General features: G+C 55.2%; 21 protein-coding genes. 14 read left to right on the top strand and 7 right to left on the bottom strand.

All coding sequences use genetic code 11. From position 1 onward, the window contains the following. The first annotated feature begins 93 nt into the window (after positions 1-93). On the top strand, positions 94-627 hold the full coding sequence (locus P8S54_RS13955; RefSeq protein WP_281442207.1) for a cold shock domain-containing protein: 534 nt from the start codon (positions 94-96) through the stop codon (positions 625-627). Between the two features lie 86 nt (positions 628-713). Here P8S54_RS13955 and P8S54_RS13960 read toward each other — a convergent pair whose 3' ends face one another. The 7 genes from P8S54_RS13960 to map form a co-directional block, all read right to left on the bottom strand. Beyond that, on the bottom strand, positions 714-1,103 hold the full coding sequence (locus P8S54_RS13960) for a hypothetical protein (protein WP_281442208.1): 390 nt from the start codon (positions 1,101-1,103) through the stop codon (positions 714-716). Next, complete coding sequence (gene dapE, locus P8S54_RS13965) at positions 1,100-2,272, bottom strand: succinyl-diaminopimelate desuccinylase (protein WP_281442209.1); 1,173 nt, start codon at positions 2,270-2,272, stop codon at positions 1,100-1,102. Before dapE ends, P8S54_RS13960 begins: the two co-directional genes overlap by 4 nt. Further along, complete coding sequence (gene dapD / locus P8S54_RS13970) at positions 2,259-3,284, bottom strand: 2,3,4,5-tetrahydropyridine-2,6-dicarboxylate N-succinyltransferase (protein ID WP_281442210.1); 1,026 nt, start codon at positions 3,282-3,284, stop codon at positions 2,259-2,261. The genes dapE and dapD overlap by 14 nt, the downstream gene beginning before the upstream one ends. A 70-nt stretch (positions 3,285-3,354) precedes the next feature. After that, positions 3,355-3,696: a Spx/MgsR family RNA polymerase-binding regulatory protein gene (locus P8S54_RS13975; RefSeq protein ID WP_281442211.1), complete on the bottom strand. Its 342-nt coding sequence runs from the start codon at positions 3,694-3,696 to the stop codon at positions 3,355-3,357. An 8-nt stretch (positions 3,697-3,704) separates the two neighbouring features. Beyond that, positions 3,705-4,901 (bottom strand): succinyldiaminopimelate transaminase, encoded by a 1,197-nt coding sequence (dapC, locus tag P8S54_RS13980; RefSeq protein ID WP_281442212.1) that lies wholly within the window; start codon positions 4,899-4,901, stop codon positions 3,705-3,707. A gap of 90 nt (positions 4,902-4,991) precedes the next feature. Further along, positions 4,992-7,667, bottom strand: coding sequence for a [protein-PII] uridylyltransferase (locus P8S54_RS13985; RefSeq protein ID WP_281442213.1), 2,676 nt, complete (start codon positions 7,665-7,667; stop codon positions 4,992-4,994). Further along, positions 7,667-8,458, bottom strand: a complete 792-nt coding sequence (gene map / locus P8S54_RS13990; RefSeq protein WP_009101722.1) for a type I methionyl aminopeptidase — start codon at positions 8,456-8,458, stop codon at positions 7,667-7,669. Before map ends, P8S54_RS13985 begins: the two co-directional genes overlap by 1 nt. Before the next feature lie 350 nt (positions 8,459-8,808). On the opposite strand from map, the gene rpsB reads away from it, so the two are divergent. The 13 genes from rpsB to lpxA all read left to right on the top strand — a co-directional run bounded on the left by rpsB (position 8,809) and on the right by lpxA (position 21,792). Next, on the top strand, positions 8,809-9,558 hold the full coding sequence (gene rpsB / locus P8S54_RS13995; protein WP_281442214.1) for a 30S ribosomal protein S2: 750 nt from the start codon (positions 8,809-8,811) through the stop codon (positions 9,556-9,558). A gap of 218 nt (positions 9,559-9,776) precedes the next feature. Continuing rightward, positions 9,777-10,646, top strand: coding sequence for a translation elongation factor Ts (tsf, locus tag P8S54_RS14000; protein ID WP_281442215.1), 870 nt, complete (start codon positions 9,777-9,779; stop codon positions 10,644-10,646). 119 nt (positions 10,647-10,765) lie between these two features. Continuing rightward, positions 10,766-11,536 carry a UMP kinase gene (gene pyrH / locus P8S54_RS14005; protein WP_009101728.1) on the top strand — a complete coding sequence of 257 codons (771 nt, stop codon included), beginning with the start codon at positions 10,766-10,768 and terminating at the stop codon, positions 11,534-11,536. 4 nt (positions 11,537-11,540) lie between these two features. Beyond that, positions 11,541-12,098, top strand: a complete 558-nt coding sequence (gene frr / locus P8S54_RS14010; RefSeq protein ID WP_009101730.1) for a ribosome recycling factor — start codon at positions 11,541-11,543, stop codon at positions 12,096-12,098. 91 nt (positions 12,099-12,189) lie between these two features. Further along, positions 12,190-12,975 (top strand): polyprenyl diphosphate synthase, encoded by a 786-nt coding sequence (gene uppS, locus P8S54_RS14015; protein ID WP_009101732.1) that lies wholly within the window; start codon positions 12,190-12,192, stop codon positions 12,973-12,975. Further along, a complete protein-coding gene (locus P8S54_RS14020; RefSeq protein WP_281442216.1) occupies positions 12,968-13,789 on the top strand; it encodes a phosphatidate cytidylyltransferase in 822 nt (273 codons plus the stop codon). Before uppS ends, P8S54_RS14020 begins: the two co-directional genes overlap by 8 nt. Further along, positions 13,786-14,973, top strand: coding sequence for a 1-deoxy-D-xylulose-5-phosphate reductoisomerase (ispC, locus tag P8S54_RS14025; protein WP_281442217.1), 1,188 nt, complete (start codon positions 13,786-13,788; stop codon positions 14,971-14,973). The genes P8S54_RS14020 and ispC overlap by 4 nt, the downstream gene beginning before the upstream one ends. Before the next feature lie 58 nt (positions 14,974-15,031). Further along, positions 15,032-16,390, top strand: coding sequence for an RIP metalloprotease RseP (gene rseP, locus P8S54_RS14030; protein ID WP_281442218.1), 1,359 nt, complete (start codon positions 15,032-15,034; stop codon positions 16,388-16,390). A 121-nt stretch (positions 16,391-16,511) separates the two neighbouring features. Continuing rightward, positions 16,512-18,842, top strand: a complete 2,331-nt coding sequence (gene bamA / locus P8S54_RS14035; RefSeq protein ID WP_281444109.1) for an outer membrane protein assembly factor BamA — start codon at positions 16,512-16,514, stop codon at positions 18,840-18,842. Between the two features lie 16 nt (positions 18,843-18,858). Continuing rightward, positions 18,859-19,359, top strand: coding sequence for an OmpH family outer membrane protein (locus P8S54_RS14040; protein ID WP_281444110.1), 501 nt, complete (start codon positions 18,859-18,861; stop codon positions 19,357-19,359). A gap of 52 nt (positions 19,360-19,411) precedes the next feature. Then, on the top strand, positions 19,412-20,449 hold the full coding sequence (gene lpxD / locus P8S54_RS14045; protein WP_281442219.1) for a UDP-3-O-(3-hydroxymyristoyl)glucosamine N-acyltransferase: 1,038 nt from the start codon (positions 19,412-19,414) through the stop codon (positions 20,447-20,449). Between the two features lie 135 nt (positions 20,450-20,584). Continuing rightward, positions 20,585-21,028, top strand: a complete 444-nt coding sequence (gene fabZ / locus P8S54_RS14050; RefSeq protein ID WP_035540934.1) for a 3-hydroxyacyl-ACP dehydratase FabZ — start codon at positions 20,585-20,587, stop codon at positions 21,026-21,028. Next, entirely contained in the window at positions 21,025-21,792 is a 768-nt protein-coding gene (gene lpxA, locus P8S54_RS14055; RefSeq protein ID WP_009101748.1) for an acyl-ACP--UDP-N-acetylglucosamine O-acyltransferase, read from the top strand. Before fabZ ends, lpxA begins: the two co-directional genes overlap by 4 nt. Positions 21,793-21,820: the final 28 nt, after the last annotated feature.

Genomic DNA, 21,820 nt, shown 5'->3' on the forward strand with positions numbered 1-21,820 from the left:
GTGTAGTATGCTCGGTACTGTTAGGAATGGGCCTTGTAGTCCGAGTATTGTCCTTCGTCTGTTACCCATACAACAAGAGAGCTTTTATTATCTATGAATCCAAAAGTTGTTTTTCGCTGTTTCTTCATCAGTGTCTTACTTGCCGCCCCCACGCCGCTGCTGCTGGCGGGGATTGTTCATTTAACGGATGCGTTGCTGGCTGAACAGTTGTTAGCGGCGGGTATTAATGGTGCTTATATTGCCGTCGCGTTGGGTTGTTTTGCCGTGCTGTTTATCGGTACTTTAGCCGCTGCTGCCCTGGCGCCACCTATGGTGGTAAAAGCAGATATAGCCCGTGCACAGCCCGCACCCCGCCAGCCCCAGGCGGCGCCTATGGTGGAAGATGATGAGGAAGAGGAAGATATCATCGACCCCAATGATGGCCGCGAAGAGGGAGAGGTGAAGTGGTTTAATACCAATAAAGGATACGGTTTTATTACTCGCGATAACGGCGAAGACGTGTTTGTTCACTTTCGTGCAATTCGTGGCCGTGGGCCGCGTATGCTCGCCGAAGGTCAGATTGTTCGCTATCACGTGATCAAGAATGACCGTGGCCTGCAGGCGGATGATGTCAGTATTATCGAGTAGCGATTATCGAGTAGTGATGGTTAAGTAACACTGCCATTGTTAATGGCTGGAAAGACAAGACCCCGCTTCGGCGGGGTCTTGTGCGTTTAGCGACCTGAATCGGGCCACTCAATGGCCTTTTCTTGCCCCCCTGGCAACACTTGCCAGAAGCGGTCAGGGTCATCGCCTGGGTGCCAACCACCTAGCGAGCAGCGTACCTCAATTTGTAGCGCTTCGGCGGCGTGCTGGGCGCACTCTTGATCGGTATGCCACGGCGTGTGGTGGCTATCAAACCACAGGCTGGCAAACCCGTCGGCGGCGCGGTCTACTAACAACACAGGCACTGCCTCCCCTTCATGCTGACCACGGGTGTTCCACTTGCCTTTGCCTGCGGGGCTAAGCGGCGGGGCGTTCAGCGCATCCTGCAGCCATGCATTAATGTCATCCAGGGTGACCTGTGCAAGGTACACCTCAATATCTGGAAACCGCTCCATCATACGCTTACCTCGTTGGTCGTTAGCAGCGCTTGAAGAGTGGCCTCGTAGATGCGGCTTAGCGTATCTAGGTCGCTGGCGAGCACGCGCTCATTGGCTTTATGAATCGTGTCGTTGAGCGGGCCGAGCTCGACGACCTGGGCGCCAAGGGTGGCGATAAAGCGGCCATCGGAGGTGCCACCGCTGGTAGAGAGCTTAGGGCGTTCGCCGGTGACAGCTTCTACTCCGCGAATCGCGGCATCCACCAGCTTGCCTTCGGCGGTTAAAAACGGCTCGCCGTTGAGCGTCCAGTCGATATGATACTCAAGGCCATGCTGATCCAAAATCGCTTCAGTGCGAGCGCGTAGCGTTTCGTGGGTGACTTCGGTGGAGTAGCGGAAGTTGAAGACTACTTCGACGTCGCCCGGGATCACATTAGTCGCCCCGGTACCTGCCCGGAAGTTAGAAATTTGAAAGCTGGTAGCGGGGAAGAAGTCGTTGCCCGCATCCCAGTGCTCATTTGTTAGAGCATCTAGAGCTGGCATCGCTTGATGAATCGGGTTGCGCGCCAAGTGCGGATAGGCCACGTGGCCCTGCACACCTTTAACATGTAGGACGCCACCCAGCGAACCACGGCGACCGTTCTTAATGACATCCCCCAAGCGGGCCGTGGAAGAGGGCTCGCCGACGATGCAGTAATCCAGGCGCTCATTGCGTTCGCGCAGATGTTCCACCACCGCACGGGTGCCATCGACAGCGGGGCCTTCTTCGTCGGAGGTAATTAAAAACGCAATGCGGCCATCGTGGTCGGGGTGGGCGGTGACGAAACGCTCAACGGCGGTCAGCATAGCCGCTAAACTGCCTTTCATATCGGCCGCTCCGCGCCCACACAGCATGCCGTGGTCATCAATGCAGGGTGAGAAGGGCGGAAACTCCCAGCTGGTATGCGGCCCGCTAGGCACCACATCGGTGTGGCCAGCAAACGCAAGCACTGGGCCGTGGTGGCCGCGTACCGCCCAGAAATTCTTCACATCGCCAAAGGGAAGCTGCTCAACATGAAAGCCGAGCGCCGTTAAGCGCTCGATCATTATGTCCTGGCAGCCTTCGTCGTCTGGCGTTACTGATGCACGGCCGAGTAGATCAAACGCCAGCTTCAGCGTAGGCGACAGCGCGTCAGGCTCAGTTATGGGCATGCAGTGCCTCGTTCAGCGCGATGGCGCTTTTATTGGTCAGGCACTCGATGCGGCCGTTTTGCGAGTTACGGCGTAGCAGCAGATCATCCTGGCTCGCCAGCTCGCGGGCGGCCACAGTCTTTACTTCCTGGCCCTGGTCGTCCAACAGGGTGACTTTTGAGCCAGCCGTAATGTAAAGGCCTGCTTCGACGGTGCAGCGGTCGCCCAGCGGAATGCCAATACCGGCATTGGCGCCAATGAGGCAGCCTTCGCCGACTTTAATGATGATATTGCCACCGCCAGAAAGCGTGCCCATGGTCGAGCAGCCCCCGCCGAGATCAGAGCCTTTGCCGACCATGACACCCGCCGAGATGCGCCCTTCAATCATGCCGGGGCCTTCGGTGCCTGCGTTGAAGTTGACGAAGCCTTCGTGCATGACGGTGGTGCCTTCACCCAGGTAGGCGCCCAAACGTACGCGGGAGGTGTCGCCAATGCGAATGCCGGTGGGCACGACGTAGTCGGTCATTTTGGGGAATTTATCAACGCAGTCTACCGACAGCACGCGGCCAGCCAAACGTGCTTTTAGGCGGCGGGCGGGTAGCTCTTCGATGTCGATTGCGCCTTCGTTCGTCCAGGCAATGTTACGTAACAGGCCGAACATGCCGGTCAGGTCCAGCCCATGAGGCTTCACTAAACGGTGGGAAAGCAGGTGGAGTTTGAGGTACACCTCAGGGGCGGTTTGCGGTGCTTGGTCGGTCTCCAGAAACATGGCCACCAGCGGGCGGTGGCTCGCTGCCAGTGATTCGGCAAGCTCTGCTTGCTCCGGGTGGCCAGCGGCTTCCAACGCTTTGGCCAAGCGCGTGCAATCTTCCGGTAAGAAGCTGACCGGTGCATTGCCCGTAGGCGCATCCAGCGTTTCTTTGGCGGTGGCTACTAAGCTTTCTGCGGGGTTAAGCAGCGGAGCCGGGTAGTAAATTTCCAGCCAGTCGCCCTGGGTATTTTGAGTGCCAATTCCAAGCGCAAAGCTCAGCATAACGCGTCATCCTTTAAGTGTTTAAGAGCGTGAAAAGTGTGAAGAGAGTGGGAGGGTATGCGTCAGGGCGCTAGCCTAATTTATCGTAGTCGCCTTCACGGTAGCCTATCAAAATGGTGCCATCATCCCGCTCTAACAGTGGGCGTTTGAGCAGGGTGGGGTAGGTGAGCAGCAGCTGGCGAGCTGAGTTTGCGTCGTAATTTTTTTCATCGTCGGAAAGCTCTCGCCAAGTTTTGCTGCGTTTGTTCATCACGTCTACCAAGGGGACGCGATTTAAAATATGTTCCAGCAGCGCGGCGGAAAGGCCATCTTTGCGAAGGTCATGGGTTTTGTACAACAGGGCTTTCTCGTCCAGCGCTTTGCGTGCTTTGCGACAGGTATCACAGGTGTTGATCATATAGAGCGTCAGCATACAGTCTCCTAGCCGAGTTCAATCAGTTGCCGTAGGCGCTTTGCCGCTTCCAGCGTTGGCTCAAGTTCCGCCACTAAGGCTAAGCGTAGCCGCCCAGCCCCTGGGTTGTGGCCATTGTGCCCGGGGCGGCCCATCAGGCTGCCGGGCAGTACGCTAACGTGCTGTTCGGTGTAAAGCCGTTGGCTAAACGCAATATCATCACCGCCCGGTACGGCGGGCCAGAGGTAGAAACTGGCCTCTGGGGTGGGGAAGTCCATCACTGGCGCTAACACCTCCGTCACGGCACCGAATTTAGCGCGATAGGCATCACGGTTGGCCCGCACGTGGGCTTCATCTTGCCAAGCAGCAATAGAGGCGTGCTGGAGCGGTAACGACATCGCACAGCCATGGTAAGTGCGGTAGCGCTTAAACGGCGTGAGAAGATCCGCGTCGCCCGCGACAAAGCCAGAGCGCAGCCCCGGCAGGTTAGAGCGCTTAGAGAGTGAATGAAACACAACGCAGCGGCGGTAATCATCGCGGCCTAGTTCGGCGCAAGCCTGTAGTAATCCGGGCGGCGGCGTTTTTTCATCCAGGTAGAGCTCGGAGTAGCACTCGTCAGAGGCGATGATAAAGTCGTGTTCGTCTGCCAGGGAAATTAGCTGCTTAAACTCGTCAAGCGGCGTTACCGCGCCGGTGGGGTTGCCCGGCGAACAGATAAACACGATTTGCACATCACGCCAGGTCGTGGCATCAACCGCTGAAAAATCCGGGCGAAAGCCGTTTTCGGCGGTGCAGTCTAAGTAGAGCGGCTGTCCGCCCGCTAGCAGGGTGGCGCCTTCGTAAATTTGATAAAACGGATTAGGCACGGCTACGTTGGCAGGACGGCTGCGATCGAGAGCTGCCTGCACGAAAGCAAAAATCGCCTCTCGCGTGCCGTTCACCGGCAGCACCTGGCGTTCGGCATCAAGCCCGGTTAAGCCAAAGCGCTGGGTGGCCCAAGCGGCAATGGTCTCGCGTAGCGCCGGCAGGCCGTTGGTGGCTGGGTAACGGGCCATTTCCAGCTGGTGGGCCACCAGGGCTTCAAGCGCCGCTGGGTAAGGGGCGTGCTGAGGCTCACCGATGGTGAGTGGGATGTGCTCCAGTCCCGCCGGTGGCGTCAGCGCCGCTTTAAGGGCGGCCAGCTTCTCAAACGGATAGGGATGTAGAGCGTTTAAGTCAGGGTTCATAGCGTGTCCGTTGATGGCTGGCGGGCGTAGGCCGTCGATTATAGGCAAGCCCCGGTGTAGGCTCAAACCTAACCGGGGTTGCAAAAAATATTAAACCCCTAATACCTCAATCAAGCGCTCGCGTAGCTGCTGCTGGCGCTCTGGATCGGTGAGTGGCTCACCCGCTTTATTGGTAATAAAGAATACGTCCTCTACCCGCTCGCCAAGGGTGGCAATTTTGGCAGCGGAGAGGGCGATATCCTGCTCCATGAAAATTCGCCCAACCCGGGCAAGCAGGCCGGGGCGGTCGGGCGCGGTTAGCTCTAAAAGCGTGCGCTCGTTGGCTGGGTCCTGCTCAATTAACACTTCGGTAGGCACCTTGAAGTGTTTCAGCTGGCGAGGCGTGTGACGGGAGACAATGTCTGGGTAGTCGTCTGGATCGTCCAGCTCTTCCACCAAGTGCTGGCGCATCTCTTCAATACGCTCAAGATCACGAATAGGCTGGCCAACGTTATCAAGCACGATAAACGTATTTAGTGTCCAGTTATTGTGGGACGTGGCAATGCGGGCATCGTGAATCGACAGCCCCAGCTGCTCCATGGCCGCCGCGGTGGCGGCAAAAAGGTCGTCTACCGAGCGGGTATGGATAAATACTTTGGTGCCGCCTTCCGCCATATCTGCGGTGGGTGCGCTGATCAGCACCAGGGGCAGCGGTGAGGGCTGATGAGCAAGAATGCCCTGGGTTTGCCAAACGATTTCGCTAGGTGCGTACTGTAGGAAATAGTCTTCGCCCAGGGATTCCCAGAGCTGGTCGATCTGGTGGCTATCCACCCCAATGGTTTGCAATAAAGAGCGGGCTTCGGTGCGGGTTTCCCGTACCCAGTCATCCCTGTCAGGCGGGTTATTTAACCCGCGCCGTAATGCCCGCTTGGTTTCGGCGTGGAGCTGGCGGAGCAGTGAGGCACGCCAGCCGTTCCACAGCGTGGGGTTGGTGGCATTGATGTCGGCTACGGTGAGCACATAGAGATAGTCTAGGCGGGTTTCATCGCGAACCACCAGGGCAAAGTCGCGGATCACATCAGGGTCGCTGATATCGCGCTTTTGGGCGGTCATGGACATCAATAAGTGGTGCTCTACCAGCCAGCTCACCAAATTGGTGTCGCGCTGGGAAACGTGGTGACGTTTGCAGAAGTGCTCAACATCACGCGCACCAATCTCAGAGTGGTCGCCGCCGCGACCTTTGCCAATATCGTGAAATAGCCCGGCAATCCAGAGTAAGTCCAGCTTGGGCAGTTGGTGGATCAGCGTGGCGGCCACAGGAAAGTCGCCTTTGGCATCGGGCTTGCGGAAGCCGTGTAGAAATTTCAACAAGCGCAGGGTGTGGGCATCCACCGTGTAGATATGAAATAGGTCGTGCTGCATTAGCCCTACGGCGCGGCCAAACTCCGGCAGGTATTTACCGAGAATGCCGTAGCGGTTCATACGCCGCAGCTGGCGGGGAACGTTACCCGGTGCGCGAATAATAGCCATAAACAGCCGCTGGTGGCGCGGGTCTTCCCGGTAGTGGTCGTCAATTTGGTGACGGTGGTCGCGAATTAAGCGAATGGTGTCCGCACGCACGCCCTCTATCTCAGGGTGTTTCGCCATCAGTAAAAACAGCTCTAGCATCGCTGCCGGGCGCTCGCGGAACAGGCTGCGCGAACGCACCTGAATGTAGCCGCCTTTAATTTCAAAGCGCTCGTTTAGCTTCACCGTTTCCAGTGATTCTTTGCCGCGTAGAATAACTTCATCAAAGTGCTGCAGCAGCATGTCATTAAGCCCTGCCAGGGCCGTCACATGCCGGTAGTAGCGCTTCATAAACTGTTCGACCGCTAGGCGCTCAGGCGTGTCTTTGAAACCGAACATTTCAGCAATGGTGCGCTGATGGTCAAACAGTAGCCGGTCTTCGGCGCGGCCTGTCAGCATGTGCAGGGCATAACGCACCTGCCACAAAAAGGCTTGGCCTTGGCTTAGAATGCGAAGTTCGGCATCGTTCATAAAGCCATTGGCGACAATGTCGGCATACTGCTCGGTGCCAAAGTGGCGCTTGGCCACCCAGCCGATCATTTGAATATCGCGCAGCCCGCCGGGTGAGCTTTTAAGGTTGGGTTCTAAGTGATACTCAGAGTTGTTGTAGCGGTAGTGGCGGGTAATTTGCTCTTGCCACTTGGCCTCGAAAAAACGATTGGCAGGCCAAAGGTCGTCAGCGTTAAGCCGCTCGCGCATCTGCTCTCGTAGCCATTCGGGGCCAGCAATCAGCCGTGACTCTAGAAGATTGGTGATCACCGTGACATCCGCTTCGGCTTCGCGCACGCAGTCATTGAGGGAGCGTACGCTGTGGCCAATCTCCAGGCCGATGTCCCATAAAAAAGTGATAAAAGCGGTCAGCGACTCCCGGTAGGGGGTGTCGTCGTCGCGCTCTAGTAGAAACAGTAAATCAATATCAGAGTGGGGGTGCAGTTCGCCGCGGCCATAGCCGCCCACCGCTACCAGGGCGACGCTATCATCAGGCCAAGTGTGCTGTGCCCAGGCAATGGCCAGCAGCTGATCAAGATACCACGCCCGGCCGCGTACAAGATTGCGAATGTCGGCGCCGGCACGGAACTGTTCATCTAGCCTGGCCTGCAGCTCCCGCAGCGCCGCCTTGAATGGCGCGACGGGGGAGCGTGCCCCTGCAAGCTCGGTGCGAAAAGCGTCAAGGTCATACAGTGCGGTGTCCGGCTCGAACCGGTAGTGGTGGAGTAGCATCAGCGATTCAGAAAGCTAAAGTCTTCGTCGCTGCGTGCGGTTAGCACGTCAACGCCGGACTCGGTGACCAGCAGGGTGTGTTCCCACTGGGCTGACAGGCTGCGGTCTTTGGTGACAGCGGTCCAGCCATCGCGCAGAACCTTGGTTTTGTAGCCGCCGACGTTAATCATCGGTTCAATGGTAAAGCACATGCCTGCTTCCAGCGCGATATCCGCGTCCGGTGCATAACCATCGTAGTGTAAGAACTGCGGGTCTTCATGGAAGTCAGCGCCGATGCCGTGGCCACAGAAATCGCGCACCACGGAGTAGCCGTGGTCTTCGGCATGCTTTTGAATTACACGAGCAAGTTCTGATAAGCGGACGCCGGGTTTAATGAGTTCGATGCTTTTGTATAAACACTCCTGAGTGATCCGGCACAGGCGCTCGCCCTGGATTGTTTCGCCGATCACGAACATCACGCTGGAGTCGCCATGATAGCCGTCGGCGGTTTTGACCGTAATGTCCAGGTTCATGATGTCGCCGTTCTTAAGCTTTTTGGCATCATCGGGAATGCCATGGCATACCACGTGGTTAATCGAGGTGCAGGTGGCTTTAGGAAAACCGTGGTAATTAAGCGGCGCTGGGGTAGAGCCCAGCTCGTTGACAATATATGCGTGACACAGACGGTCAATTTCACCCGTGCTGATACCCGCTTTTATATGCGGAGTGATCATTTCAATGGCGCTGGCGGCTTGGCGCCCGGCCTCGCGCATTTTCTCGATTTCAGAAGGCGACTTAATAGGAACGTTCATGAATTCTCGATGTGGGCTCGTAAGTAAGTGGTAGACAGCAAGTGATAAACGGCAAAAGCGAGCGGCGAAGTAAAGCCGTTACATGGACTGTGACTTCATCTTGGCAATGATCTATGGTATAAAGCCGCGCGCTTTCCTGCAATCGCCATCCCATGCTTCTTGGCTGGCAGGGTGATCGATGGAAGGCAATTTGATAGCAGCAAGGATACCCCTGCGCTGCTTAACAGCAAGCCTTGAAAACACACATGCACCGGCACATGGTCCCGGGTGCCGCTGGCGACGTTTAACGACGCCTTTGGTCGGATCCATGGGGTGCGTGGAGGCCTAACCCGAGTTTCAGGAGTTCTACCATGTCTCACGTTAATATGCGTGACCTGCTGAAAGCAGGCGCTCACTTCGGTCACCAGACCAAGTACTGGAATCCGAAGATGGGTAAATTCATCTTCGGCGCGCGCAACAAGATTCACATCATCAACCTTGAGCACACTCTGCCTGCACTGAACGAAGCGGTCGATGTGATTGAGAAGATGGCGGCATCCAACAACAAAATTTTGTTTGTTGGCACCAAGCGCAGCGCTAGCAAGATCATCAAAGAAGAAGCGAATCGCGTTGGCCAGCCGTTCGTCAACCATCGCTGGTTGGGCGGCATGCTGACCAACTTTAAGACTATTCGTCAGTCCATCAAGCGTCTGCGTGAGCTAGAAGTTATGCGCGAAGACGGTACGTTCGATAAGCTGACCAAGAAAGAAGTTCTGATGGCAACGCGCGAGCAAGATAAGCTTGAGCGTTCTATCGGTGGTATCAAGAACATGGGCGGCCTGCCGGACGCACTGTTCGTTATCGACGTTGACCACGAGCGCATCGCGATCAACGAAGCCAATAAGCTGGGCATCCCGGTTATTGGCGTGGTAGATACCAACTCCAACCCAGATGGCGTTGATTACGTGATCCCGGGTAACGATGACTCCATCCGCGCTATTCAGATCTACGTGAAAGCAATTGCTGACGCCTGTAACCGCGCGAAAGAAGGTCGTCCGGACGAGTTCGTTGAAGTGACTGAAGAAGCCGCTTCCGCCGATACTAACGCTGCTGCCGAGTAATACGGGCAGTAGGTGCGGCGGGCAGTTAGGCCGCATCGCGTTAAGAGGGGGCCTTATGCCCCCTTTTTCCCGCTTTGGGTACGCCCGGGCGGGCCGAACACGCCGGTTACTTATCGCCGGCAAGCGCACTGCACAGTAAGTCGCGGTGGTCATCAACCGCACTTATACTCTGTAGCGCGTTTAACTCTCAGCTAGAACCATTTCCGAGGTGAATTCTCATGGCAGCTATCAGCGCCTCCCAGGTTAAGGAACTGCGCGAACGTACCGGTCTTGGCATGATGGAGTGTAAAAAAGCACTCACTGAAACCGACGGTGATATCGAAGTCGCAATCGAGAATCTACGTAAAAGCTCTGGTCTTAAAGCCGCGAAGAAAGCGGGCCGCACTGCAGCAGAAGGCGCAGTGGTTACCCGTGTAGCCGAAGACGGCAGCTACGGCGTGATGGTTGAAATTAACTCCGAGACCGACTTCGTTGCCCGTGACGACAACTTCATCGCGTTTACCAATAAGATCGCTGAAGCGTTCTTTGCGGCGAAAAGTGAAGATGTGGCGGCTGTTATGGCTGGCGACCTTGAGTCTGCCCGTGAGCAGCTCGTTCAGAAAATCGGTGAAAACATCGGTGTGCGTCGTGCCGTTGTGGTCAACGCGGTTGAAGGTGGTCTGGTGGGCGAATACGTTCACGGTGGCCGCATTGGCGTTTTGACCGTTCTGACCGGTGGTAACAGCGAAGCCGCTAAAGACGTAGCGATGCACGTTGCCGCGATCAACCCAGCGGTAGCCCTTCCGGCAGACATGCCTCAGGAAGAGCTGGATAAAGAGAAAGCGATCATCATGGCCCAGCCAGATATGGCCGGTAAGCCAGAGCAGATCGCTGAGAAAATGGTTGAAGGCCGCTTGAAGAAGTACCTGGCCGAAAACAGCCTGACCGAGCAGCCGTTCGTTAAAGATCCGAACCAGTCCGTTGCTGAGTTCGTGAAGGCGGCCGGTGGTGAAGTGGTCAGCTTTACCCGCTTTGAAGTGGGCGAAGGCATCGAGAAAGAAGAAGTCGACTTTGCTAAAGAAGTCATGGAACAGGCTGGCCGTCGCTAAGGTCAGAGGTTCTAGTAAAAAGATGGCGTGCGCGGGAGCGCACGCCTTCGTGTATCCGGCCCCTACTAAATTGGGCTGCCCCGCCCACCGGTGCCTAGTTCTGCCTCAGGAGAGATGCCATGTCACATGATATTCAAGAGTCTACCCCCGCTGCTGCCTCTAAAATTGATAAGTCGAAGTCAAAGTACAAGCGTATTTTGCTGAAGCTTTCAGGCGAAGCACTGATGGGTGAGCACGAGTTTGGTATCGATCCGAAAGTGTTGGATCGCATGGCGCTTGAGATTGGCCAGTTGGTAGGTATTGGTGTTCAGGTGGGGATCGTAATTGGGGGTGGTAACCTGTTCCGTGGCGCAGCGCTGAATGAAGCGGGCATGGATCGGGTGACGGGTGACCATATGGGAATGCTGGCAACGGTGATGAATGCACTGGCCATGCGGGATGCCCTGGAACGCTCTAATATTCGTTCGCGGGTCATGTCAGCGATTCCCATGAGCGGTGTGGTGGAGCATTACGACCGCCGCACGGCCATCCGCTATTTAACGTCCGGCGACGTGGTGCTGTTCTCGGCAGGCACTGGCAACCCTTTCTTCACCACCGACTCGGCTGCTTGCTTACGCGGTATCGAAGTAGACGTCGATGTGGTTATCAAGGCCACGAAGGTAGACGGCGTGTACAATAAGGACCCGGTGAAGTATCCCGACGCTATAAAATATGACCAGCTTTCCTATGATGATGCGCTAGAGCAGAAGCTGGGTGTAATGGATTTGACCGCGATCTGCCTGGTACGTGACCATAATATGCCGGTGCGGGTATTTGATATGAACAAGCCTGGCGCTCTGCTGAATTTGGTAGTAGGGGGCAAGGAAGGCACGCTGATAGACAGAGGGTAACAACGTGATCAACGACATTAAGAAAGATGCAGACTCCCGCATGAAAAAAAGTGTTGAAGCGCTGAATGGCAACTTCAACAAAATTCGTACAGGGCGTGCTCATCCCAGTATTCTAGACGCCGTTAGCGTCGAATATTACGGTAGCCAAGTGCCGTTAAGCCAAGTGGCTTCCGTTAACGTGGAAGACGCGCGGACGCTGGCAGTAGTTCCCTGGGAGCAGGGCATGGTGCCTAAAATTGAGAAGGCTATTATGACCTCTGACCTGGGGCTTAATCCTTCAAGTGCCGGTACCGTTATTCGCGTGCCGATGCCGATGCTGACTGAAGAGACGCGCAAAGGTTATATCAAGCAAGCCCGCAGCGAAGCGGAACACGCACGCGTGGCGGTGCGCAACGTGCGCCGCGATGCCAACGGCGATTTCAAATCTTTGCTCAAGGATAAAGAAATCACCGAAGACGATCAGCGCCAGGGCGAAGATGAAATCCAGAAGCTGACCGACAAGTACATCGCCGAGATCGACAAGGCACTTGCCGCAAAAGAACAAGATCTCATGCAGGTATAATTGCCTGTTTTCATTTAGCCGCGGGCAGCCAAGTACTGCCCGCTGGGCCATCGCTTGGCTTACTTATGACTGATCTTTGGTGAGAGAATCCATGACGTCACCGCAGCTTCCTGAAAAGCAGCCGGGCGGCGCAACGCCTTCTCACTCCGAGGAGGCATTGCCGCTGCACGTTGCTATCATTATGGATGGCAACAACCGCTGGGCGCGAGCTCGTGGGCTTTCTGGTGTGCGCGGCCATCGCGCGGGGGTTGAAACCGTTAGAGCGGTGATCCAGCGCGCAGCCGAGCGTGGTGTGAAAACCTTAAGCTTGTTCGCATTTTCCAGCGAAAACTGGAAGCGTCCTGCGAATGAGGTCAATGCGCTTATGGAGCTTTTTTTAATGGCGCTTAAGCGCGAGGTTAAAAAGCTCAACGAGCGTAATGTTCGCCTTTCCATTATTGGCGAACAACGTGGCTTCTCCCATGCTATTCAAAAGCATATCCAGCGCGCTGAAGCGCTTACCGCTGCAAATACGGGAATGCATCTGGTGATTGCGGCCAACTATGGTGGCCAGTGGGATATTGCACGCGCTGCCAGGCAGTTGGCTGAGGAGGTTGCCGCTGGGGAGCTGGCGGCAGCTGATATCGATGAAGCGCGCCTCGATGTGGCGATGAACACCCACCAGGTACCCCCGGTGGATTTGTGTATTCGTACCAGTGGCGAGCAGCGGCTTTCCAACTTTATGCTGTGGCAGCTGGCTTATGCTGAGCTGTATTTTTCCCCTCTGTTGTGGCCTGACTTTGACGCAGCGGCGTTTGATACGGCGCTGGATGATTTTTGCCAGCGCCGCCGCCGCTTTGGTATGACTGATGAACAAATAGAGGCGCAAGGTGCTTAAACAGCGGATTATCACTGCAGCCTGGTTGGCTCCCCTAACGCTGATCGGCCTGTTCGGACTTCAAGGCGGCGCCTTTGCGCTATTTACAGCATGTATTGTATTGCTGGGTGCGTGGGAGTGGACAAACCTAGCTGGCATTACCCGCCAACGCTCGCGTTTGCAGTGTGTCGCGGGGCTGGCACTGCTCATGGTTATCATGTGGCTGAGCGGCGCAGTATTAGCCGCTTGGCCATTATGGATTGCCGCAATTGGGTGGCTGCTCAATCTTTATTGGGTTACCCGCTATCCTGAAGCAGGGCACCAGTGGCAGGCCACTTCACGTCGCTTGTTGATGGGGCTCTGGGTGCTGCTGCCGTGCTGGGTTGGCTTCAATGTTCTCCGTGATAGCGGGGCAGTGTGGCTACTGTTTGTACTGCTGTTAGTGTGGTGCGCGGATATTGGCGCCTACTTTTCCGGTCGCCGCTGGGGCAAGCGCAAGCTGGCACCGAGGGTGAGCCCAGGCAAATCCTGGGAGGGGGTTGTGGGCGGACTGGTTGCCACTTCGCTGTTAGCCATAGGGTTTGCAATTTGGCAGGCACTGGGCGTTTCCGGTGGGTTAACGCTGATAATCATTACCGCACTGGTGACACTGGTCTCGGTGCTGGGTGATTTGCTGGAAAGCATGCTGAAGCGCTATCGCAATATTAAAGACTCTAGCCAGTTATTGCCCGGCCATGGTGGCGTGCTGGATCGCATTGATAGCTTAACGGCGGCTATCCCAATCTTTGCGCTATTCTACCTGCAGGTGCTTCACCTACAGGTGAGTGCATTATGAGTCCGCCGCCGCTTCAGCACGTAACGGTGCTTGGCTCTACCGGCTCAATTGGCAATAGTACGCTTAATGTGATTGCCCGCCACCCTGACCGCTACCGGGTATATGCGTTAACAGCCCATACTTCGAAAGAGGCCTTGCTGGATCAGTGCAAAACGCACCAGCCTAGCGTGGCGGTACTTAACGACCCGGTTGACGCGCAGTGGCTGCGTGATGCGTTAGTTGAGGCAGGTATCCCTACTCAGGTGCAGGCGGGGCCAGAGGCGCTGTGCGACGTAGCCCGCGAGGCTCAAGTCGATACGGTGATGGCGGCTATCGTCGGTGCTGCAGGGTTACTGCCCGCGCTGGCAGCGGCGGAATCGGGTAAACGTGTACTGCTCGCCAATAAAGAAGCGCTGGTAATGAGCGGAGCGCTGTTTATGGATGCCGTGGCGCGTTCCGGTGCAACGCTCTTGCCGATTGATTCTGAACATAATGCTATCTATCAGTGTCTACCAGCTCAGCACCGAGGTGGCCTTGCGCGTCACGGTGTCCGGCAACTGCTTTTGACTGCCTCTGGTGGCCCATTTCGTACTTGGCGCCCAGAAGACATTGCCAAGGTGACGCCCGAGCAAGCGTGCGCTCACCCTAACTGGTCGATGGGGCGTAAAATTTCGGTGGATAGTGCCACCCTGATGAATAAGGGACTAGAGCTGATAGAGGCATGTTGGCTGTTCGATGCTACCCCTGAACAAATTCAAGTGGTCGTGCATCCCCAGAGCGTGATCCACTCCATGGCGGCTTACGATGACGGCTCGGTTATTGCGCAATTGGGCAACCCTGATATGCGTACGCCGATTGCTTATGGGTTGGCATGGCCTGAGAGAATTGATGCAGGCGTTGAGACATTAGATCTTTTTCAGGTTGCCAGGCTCGACTTTGAAGCGCCGGATGAAACGCGCTTTCCGTGCCTGCGTCTAGCCCGAGAGGCGATGGTAAAAGGCGGGGCAGCACCGGCAATTCTCAACGCTGCTAATGAGGTCGCAGTAGACGCCTTTTTGGAAGGGCAGCTTGGTTTTAGCGCTATTGCAGAGGTGGTTGCTGAGGTCATGAGCCAGCCTTTTGAAGGTAACGCTGATTCGCTTGAACAAGTTTTAGCAGCGGATAAGTGGGCTCGGGAACAGGCGGCATTGAAAATACAGCGATAAAACATGCAGGGCGCGTAGGTTTCAGCCATTCGCTGAGCAGCGTGTAAAGGAGCGAAGTGTGGGCCTGATACAAAATATTTTAGCGGTAATCGTGGTGCTTGGGTTGCTGGTGACCTTCCACGAATTCGGCCATTTCTGGGTCGCGCGACGCTGTGGAGTCAAGGTGCTGCGTTTTTCAGTCGGCTTTGGCAAGCCGCTGTGGTCGACCGTAGACCGGCATGGCACCGAGTTCGCTGTGGCGGCAATACCGCTAGGCGGCTACGTAAAAATGCTTGACGAGCGTGAAGCGCCCGTGCCGGATGAGCAGCTTGATCAGGCGTTTAACCGCAAAAATGTTTGGCAGCGAATTGCCATTGTTGCCGCTGGCCCCCTGGCTAATTTTTTACTGGCTATCGTCGCCTACTGGGCGTTGTTTGTAGCAGGCACTACAACGGTCATGCCTATCGTAGGTGAAGTTGAGCCAGATTCGCCTGCTGCCGAAGCAGGCCTTGCCCATGGCAGCGAAATTACCTCTATCCAGGGCGACGCGATGCGTTCCTGGGAAGAGATAAACCTTAAGCTGGTTTCCATTATTGGCTTTAGCGGGGAGTTGACCTTTGAAGCATTGCCCGAGGGGGCGAGCACTCCTCAGGTATACCAGCTGCCGGTCAATAATTATCTGGTTCGCCAGGACCCACCACAGCCGCTGCAAAGCTTAGGCATTACCCCGTGGCGCCCTGATTTGCCAGCTGTACTGGGTCAAGTGGTAGATGGCCAAGCTGCCGCTCAGGCAGGGCTTCAGCCGGGTGATCGCATTCTTTCCTTAAACGGTGAGGCGGTGAGCGACTGGATGCAGTTTGTCGCCATGATCCGTGATAGCGCAGGCCAAACCTTAGACGTTAGCTATCAGCGCGGCGAAGAGCAGGGTACGCTGTCGCTCACGCCCGGCAGTAATACCGTCGAGGGGGGGCGAGAGATTGGCTACATTGGTGCCGGTGTACAGCATGTCTCCTGGCCTGACGAGCTGCAGCGAGAAATTCGTTATGGGCCAGTAGAGGCTGTTGGACAAGCGTTATCTCGCACCGGTGAAATGACGCTACTGACGGTCGATGCGATTCGCAAAATGTTGGTGGGACTGATTTCACCCTCTAATTTATCTGGGCCTATCACGATCGCGCAAATTTCTGGCGACTCTGCCCGTGCAGGGATGGAAGCCTTTGTTGGCTTTCTAGCGTATCTTTCCATTAGTCTGGCGGTGCTCAATTTACTGCCTATCCCGGTGCTCGATGGTGGGCACCTGCTTTATTATTTTATAGAGGTCGTGCGTGGCCGGCCGGTCTCTGAACAAACTCAAGCGGTAGGGCTTCGCATCGGGCTTGCCATGGTAGGTACCCTCATGTTGATGGCTCTCTATTTTGATCTGATGCGCCTGTGGTAATGACGCGTGTAGCGCGCTGGATGCCTTGTCATCTGCCTGCACAAATGTATATGGTGCCTGTCTGGAACGACAGGCAGACCAACGCGAGCGAACTGACTGCATGAAAATCAAGACCCTTGGAATGGCGGCACTTTTGCTGGCAGGCGCCAGCAGCGCCCAAGCAGAATCCTTTGATGTTTCGGACATTCGTGTGGAAGGACTACAGCGGGTCTCCGCCGCCTCGGTCTTTAATGCGTTTCCTGTGAGTGCAAATGACCGCGTAAGTGAGCAGCAGCTATCTGCTGCCGCACGCGATCTGTTTGCAACGGGCCTGTTCGAGGATGTTTCCCTCGCACGAGAGGGCGATGTCCTCATTGTTCAGGTGGTCGAACGCCCCACGATTGCGCGGTTGAACATCAGTGGCAACCGGCAAATTTCTGAAGAAGATTTACGCAACGGGCTTCGCGAGTCGGGTTTATCAGAAGGCCAGGTGCTGCAGCTTTCTACGTTGGAAGAGATTCAGCGTGAGCTGGAAGGCGTCTATCAATCTCAGGGGCGCTACAGTGCAGGCATCAATGTCGACGTTGATGAAATTGATGAGGGCCGAGTTCAGGTCAACATTAATATCAATGAAGGTGAAGTAGCGAAAATTCGTCAAATCAATATTGTTGGTAACGAAGACTTTGACGATGACACGTTACGCTCTGTGTTTGAACTCAATGACCGTCCAGGGCGAGTGTTTGGCTGGTTCTCTCGGGATGAGTACTCCCGAGAGGCGCTCTCCGGCGACATTGAGCGTCTGCGCTCTTTCTACTTGGATCGTGGTTACGTGAACTTTGATGTCACTTCTACCCAGGTTTCTATCGGTCCAGAGAAGTCTGAAATATTTATTACGCTCAATATTGATGAGGGTAGTCAGTATCGCGTGGGTGATATCCGTTTTGCTGGCGACCTGCAGATTAGTGAAGATGAGGCCCGTCAACTGCTGGAAATTAGTAGTGGGGATACCTTCTCTCGTGGGCAGGTGAATGCCTCTACCGAAGCATTGCGTCAGCGCCTGGGTGCCGAAGGGTTTGCGTTTGCAGAGATTCAGGGCGTGCCTGAAATGGCGGACGATGGTGAAACCGTTGACCTAGTGATTGCTGTTAACTCAGGGCAGCGTGCGTACGTGCGTCGTATTGAGTTTTTCGGTAACACCACGACTCAAGACGAGGTGCTGCGTCGTGAAATGATTCAGTTGGAAGGGGCGCCTGCGTCAACTGAGTCGATTACCCGGTCTCGTCAGCGGCTTGAGCGCCTTGGCTTCTTTAGCCAGGTTGAAGTCGATACTCAGCCTGTGCCAGGCCAGCCTGACCTGCTTGACGTCACCTACAACGTAGAAGAGCAGCCCTCTGGCTCGGTTTCTGCCAGCGTTGGCTTCTCGCAAAGCGCCGGGGTGATTTACGGCGTTGGGCTTGCTCAAAATAACTTCCTAGGTACGGGGAACCGCGTCAATATCGGCGCCCAGCGCAGCGATACGTTTACCAGCGTCAACTTCGCGTTTACCGACCCCTACTGGACACTAGACGGTATCTCTCGCGGTTATAACCTTTTTTACCGGGAGACTGACTACGCTGATTCGGATATTTCGACGTTCTCAACAGATGCTTATGGCGCGGGGATTAATTTTGGCTACCCAATAAGCGAGCTTTCGCGGCTCAATTTTGGCGCCAGCATCGAAGATCTGACGGTGAGAACGTTTAACGACACGGCGTCAGAAATTCGTCGCTACGTGGAAGACCAAGGCGCAGATGCGCAAAGCCTTAAATTAACGGCAAGCTGGACGCGCAACAATCTGAACCGCGGCATCATGCCTACGGCCGGTAATTACCAGCGGGTCTCCGCGGAAACCGGCGTGCCGGGCAGTGATGCAGAGTACTACAAGCTGCAAGCGCGTGGTCAGCAGCTATTCCCGATTAACGATGATCAAACCTGGGCGCTTAAATTTAGCGGTCATCTGGGCTATGCCGACACCCTTGGCAGCAACGACCCATACCCCTTTTATGAGAACTTCTACGCAGGCGGCTTAGGCTCTGTGCGTGGCTTTACCTCAAACACGTTAGGCCAGCGAACAACGCCTGCGCGTGAAGGCGGTCGTGATCGTACAATGGGCGGTAACGTTTTGGTCCAGGGTAGCGCTGAAGTGCTCTTCCCTCTGCCATTTATTGAGAATCAGCGTTCACTGCAAACATCGCTGTTTGTGGATGCAGGTAACACATTCCTGACTTCCTGTTATGACGTGCTGGAAGAGGATGCCGCACGTCAACAGTGCAGTTCAGGCGTTGACCTTAGCGATCTGCGCTACAGTGTGGGTATTGGTCTATCCTGGCTAACACCGGTAGGCCCGCTAACGTTCAGTATTGCCGAGCCGCTGAATGACGAAAGCGGAGATGACACTCAGTTCTTCCAGTTCTCGCTGGGTCAAACGTTCTAATCGAAGGAGCTATATGATGCGTAAATTGGCAGCAGCTGTGTGTCTATTTGGAGCGATGGTGCTACCCGCTCACGCCGCCGAGGTTGCAGTGCTCGATTGGCGCGCCGCGTTGATGAACACCCAGTCAGCCCAGTCCTCGCTAAGCCAGCTAGAGCAACAAATTGGCGGCCAGCAGCGCGAAGCGCAGTCGCTAGGCAATGAGCTTCAGCAACTGCAAGAGCGGCTGCAGCGCGAAGGCGAAACCATGTCGCAATCCCAGCGTGATTCGTTAATTGCCGAGCTGCAGGAGAAGGGCAGTCGTTTTGAACAGCTGCGTCGTGAAGTGCTTCAAGCTCAGCAGCGCTCTGAACAGCAGTTTTTGGAAGGTGCAGAGTCTAAGCTTGAGCGCGCCGTTGAGCAGGTGCTGCAACGCCACAATATTGATGTGTTAGTAGAGCCTCAAGGCGTACTGCACTCATCGACAGACTTACCCAACGTGACCAATGAGGTCACACAGATTTTCGATTCGTTAAACTAATTTCATGAATGCTGGTGCGGGCTTGCTCGCACCATAGCTTTTCTGGGCTTCCATGACGCACGCTTCTCAACACCTCACCCTAGCCGATATCGCACGTCACCTGGAGGTTGATTTTCAGGGCGACGCAGACCAGCCTATTCGTGGTTTGGCTACGCTCAAGGAAGCGACATCCGATCAGGTCGCGTTTCTTGCCAATCGTGCGTATCTCAAAGACCTCGCCACGACCCGTGCCGCCGCGGTTTTGCTGCATCCTGAGCACGGCAAAAACTGCCCGGTTCCTCGCTTAGAGATGGAAAACCCGTACTTGGGTTATGCCAAGCTGTCTCAGCTGTTCGACCCGCTTCCTGCACGGGATGTACCCGGTATCCATCCTTCGGCAGTCGTCGCAGAAGGCATTACGCTAGGGAAAGATGTGTCGATTCAGGCCCATGCGGTGATTGAAGCTGGCGTAGTGCTAGGCGACCGTGTGGTGGTTGGGGCGGGCAGTGTGGTTGGTGCAGATAGTATCATTGGTGAAGGCACACGATTGCATCCCAATGTCACCGTGTGCCACGGTGTGGTTATTGGTAAGCGTGGCATTCTGCAAAGTGGCTGCGTCATTGGTGGTGATGGATTTGGTTTTGCTCATGACGGTGCAGGCTGGCATAAGATTGCTCAGTTGGGTGGTGTTGTGCTGGGTGATGATGTTGAAGTAGGTAGTTGCTCAAGCATTGATCGTGGTGCGCTTGGCGATACGGTGATTGGCAACGACGTAAAAATCGACAGCCAAGTACAGATCGCACATAACGTCACCATTGGTGATCACTGCGCACTGGCCGGCTGCGTGGGTATTGCAGGTTCAACCAAAGTGGGTAAACACTGCATGTTAGGCGGCGGCGTAGGGCTTTCAGGGCATCTAACTATTTGCGATGGCGTGCAAGTCACTGGAATGAGCCTTGTTACTAATTCAATTCACGAGCCGGGTGTTTACTCCTCAGGCACGGGGGCGATGAGTAATGCGCAGTGGCGAAAAAATGCCGTGCGTTTTAAACAGCTCGATGATATTGCCAAGCGATTATTGCGGATGGAAAAAAGTCAGCGTTCAGAATAGTGGTCGCTTGAATTTCTTAGGCAGTGGCTTGAGGCTTGCTTGCAGCAGGTTATAATCCACTGCCTTTTAACCAGCCGCTGAGCTGGTGAGCGCCTGATTTTTTTCAGGCCTTTTGTCATTTTAGAGGTCGTTACGATGGTTATGGATATTAACGAAATTCGCGAATACTTGCCGCACCGCTACCCGTTCTTACTGGTGGACCGTGTGACGCAATTAACCATTGGCGAATCCATCGTTGCGTTCAAAAATGTTAGTATTAATGAGCCGTTTTTCAATGGCCACTTTCCCCATCACCCAATTATGCCCGGTGTGCTGGTGGTTGAAGCCTTGGCCCAAGTGTGCGGTATTTTAGGTTTCAAAACAGTTAATAAACTGCCCGCTGATGGCTACGTCTACTATTTGGTAGGAAGTGATAAAGTACGCTTTAAGCGCCCCGTGATGCCTGGCGACCAGCTGGTATTGGAAGCAAACGTGATTCGTGGGAAGCGGGGGATTTGGAAATTTGCTTGCCGCGCGACGGTTGATGGTGAACTGGCGTGCGAAGCTGAAATTATTTGTGCCGAGAGGAAGGTGGCTTGATACATCCTACTGCACTGGTTGACCCGACGGCGCAGCTTGCTGATGACGTTGAGGTGGGCCCGTTTAGCGTTATTGGAGCAAACGTTACGATTGGCGCCGGCTCAATCATTGGCCCCCATGTGGTGATCAAAGGTCCAACGGTGCTGGGTGAGCGTACACGCATTTTTCAGTTCGCCTCGGTGGGCGAGGATTGCCAGGATAAAAAGTACGCTGGTGAACCAACGCGTTTGGTGATGGGCGATGATAACGTGATCCGTGAAGGCGTTACCCTCCATCGCGGAACGGTGCAGGATCGTGGTGAGACCACTATTGGTTCGCGTAACTTATTTATGGCCTATGTCCATGTCGGGCACGACTGCGTGATTGGTAGCGACTGTATTTTGGCTAATCAGGTAACGTTGGCCGGTCACGTCACCCTTGGCAACTTCGCTATACTTGGCGGTTTGTCAGCGGTTCATCAATTTTGCCACTTTGGCGAGCACGCTATGGCGGGTGGCGGCTCGATTATCACTAAAGATACCCCTGCCTATGTGATGATTAACGGTAACCCCGCCGAAGCCCGAGGTCTTAATCTGGTGGGGTTGAAGCGTCGTGGATTCAGTCGTGACGCTATTAACGCGCTCAGCACCGCTTATAAAATGGTGTATCGCCAAGGGCTGACTGTAGAGCAGGCGGTGAGTGAGATGCGTAGCCGCTTCGAGTTACCGGAAGTTGTTCTCTTTGCTGACTCCATTGATCGCTCCACCCGTGGCATTGTGCGCTAACACTCACCTCTAATCGGTTTTTCCGTCC

This window comes from Halomonas sp. M1, from assembly GCF_029581375.1.
Lineage (GTDB): Bacteria > Pseudomonadota > Gammaproteobacteria > Pseudomonadales > Halomonadaceae > Vreelandella.

What these genes read in the sequence shown, in the direction of transcription:
- P8S54_RS13955 (WP_281442207.1), top strand. Translation starts at nt 94, where the DNA reads ATGAATCCAAAAGTTGTTTTTCGCTGTTTCTTCATCAGTGTCTTACTT.
- P8S54_RS13960 (WP_281442208.1), bottom strand. Translation starts at nt 1,103, where the DNA reads ATGATGGAGCGGTTTCCAGATATTGAGGTGTACCTTGCACAGGTCACC.
- dapE (WP_281442209.1), bottom strand. Translation starts at nt 2,272, where the DNA reads ATGCCCATAACTGAGCCTGACGCGCTGTCGCCTACGCTGAAGCTGGCG.
- dapD (WP_281442210.1), bottom strand. Translation starts at nt 3,284, where the DNA reads ATGCTGAGCTTTGCGCTTGGAATTGGCACTCAAAATACCCAGGGCGAC.
- P8S54_RS13975 (WP_281442211.1), bottom strand. Translation starts at nt 3,696, where the DNA reads ATGCTGACGCTCTATATGATCAACACCTGTGATACCTGTCGCAAAGCA.
- dapC (WP_281442212.1), bottom strand. Translation starts at nt 4,901, where the DNA reads ATGAACCCTGACTTAAACGCTCTACATCCCTATCCGTTTGAGAAGCTG.
- P8S54_RS13985 (WP_281442213.1), bottom strand. Translation starts at nt 7,667, where the DNA reads ATGCTACTCCACCACTACCGGTTCGAGCCGGACACCGCACTGTATGAC.
- map (WP_009101722.1), bottom strand. Translation starts at nt 8,458, where the DNA reads ATGAACGTTCCTATTAAGTCGCCTTCTGAAATCGAGAAAATGCGCGAG.
- rpsB (WP_281442214.1), top strand. Translation starts at nt 8,809, where the DNA reads ATGTCTCACGTTAATATGCGTGACCTGCTGAAAGCAGGCGCTCACTTC.
- tsf (WP_281442215.1), top strand. Translation starts at nt 9,777, where the DNA reads ATGGCAGCTATCAGCGCCTCCCAGGTTAAGGAACTGCGCGAACGTACC.
- pyrH (WP_009101728.1), top strand. Translation starts at nt 10,766, where the DNA reads ATGTCACATGATATTCAAGAGTCTACCCCCGCTGCTGCCTCTAAAATT.
- uppS (WP_009101732.1), top strand. Translation starts at nt 12,190, where the DNA reads ATGACGTCACCGCAGCTTCCTGAAAAGCAGCCGGGCGGCGCAACGCCT.
- ispC (WP_281442217.1), top strand. Translation starts at nt 13,786, where the DNA reads ATGAGTCCGCCGCCGCTTCAGCACGTAACGGTGCTTGGCTCTACCGGC.
- bamA (WP_281444109.1), top strand. Translation starts at nt 16,512, where the DNA reads ATGGCGGCACTTTTGCTGGCAGGCGCCAGCAGCGCCCAAGCAGAATCC.
- P8S54_RS14040 (WP_281444110.1), top strand. Translation starts at nt 18,859, where the DNA reads ATGCGTAAATTGGCAGCAGCTGTGTGTCTATTTGGAGCGATGGTGCTA.
- lpxD (WP_281442219.1), top strand. Translation starts at nt 19,412, where the DNA reads ATGACGCACGCTTCTCAACACCTCACCCTAGCCGATATCGCACGTCAC.
- fabZ (WP_035540934.1), top strand. Translation starts at nt 20,585, where the DNA reads ATGGTTATGGATATTAACGAAATTCGCGAATACTTGCCGCACCGCTAC.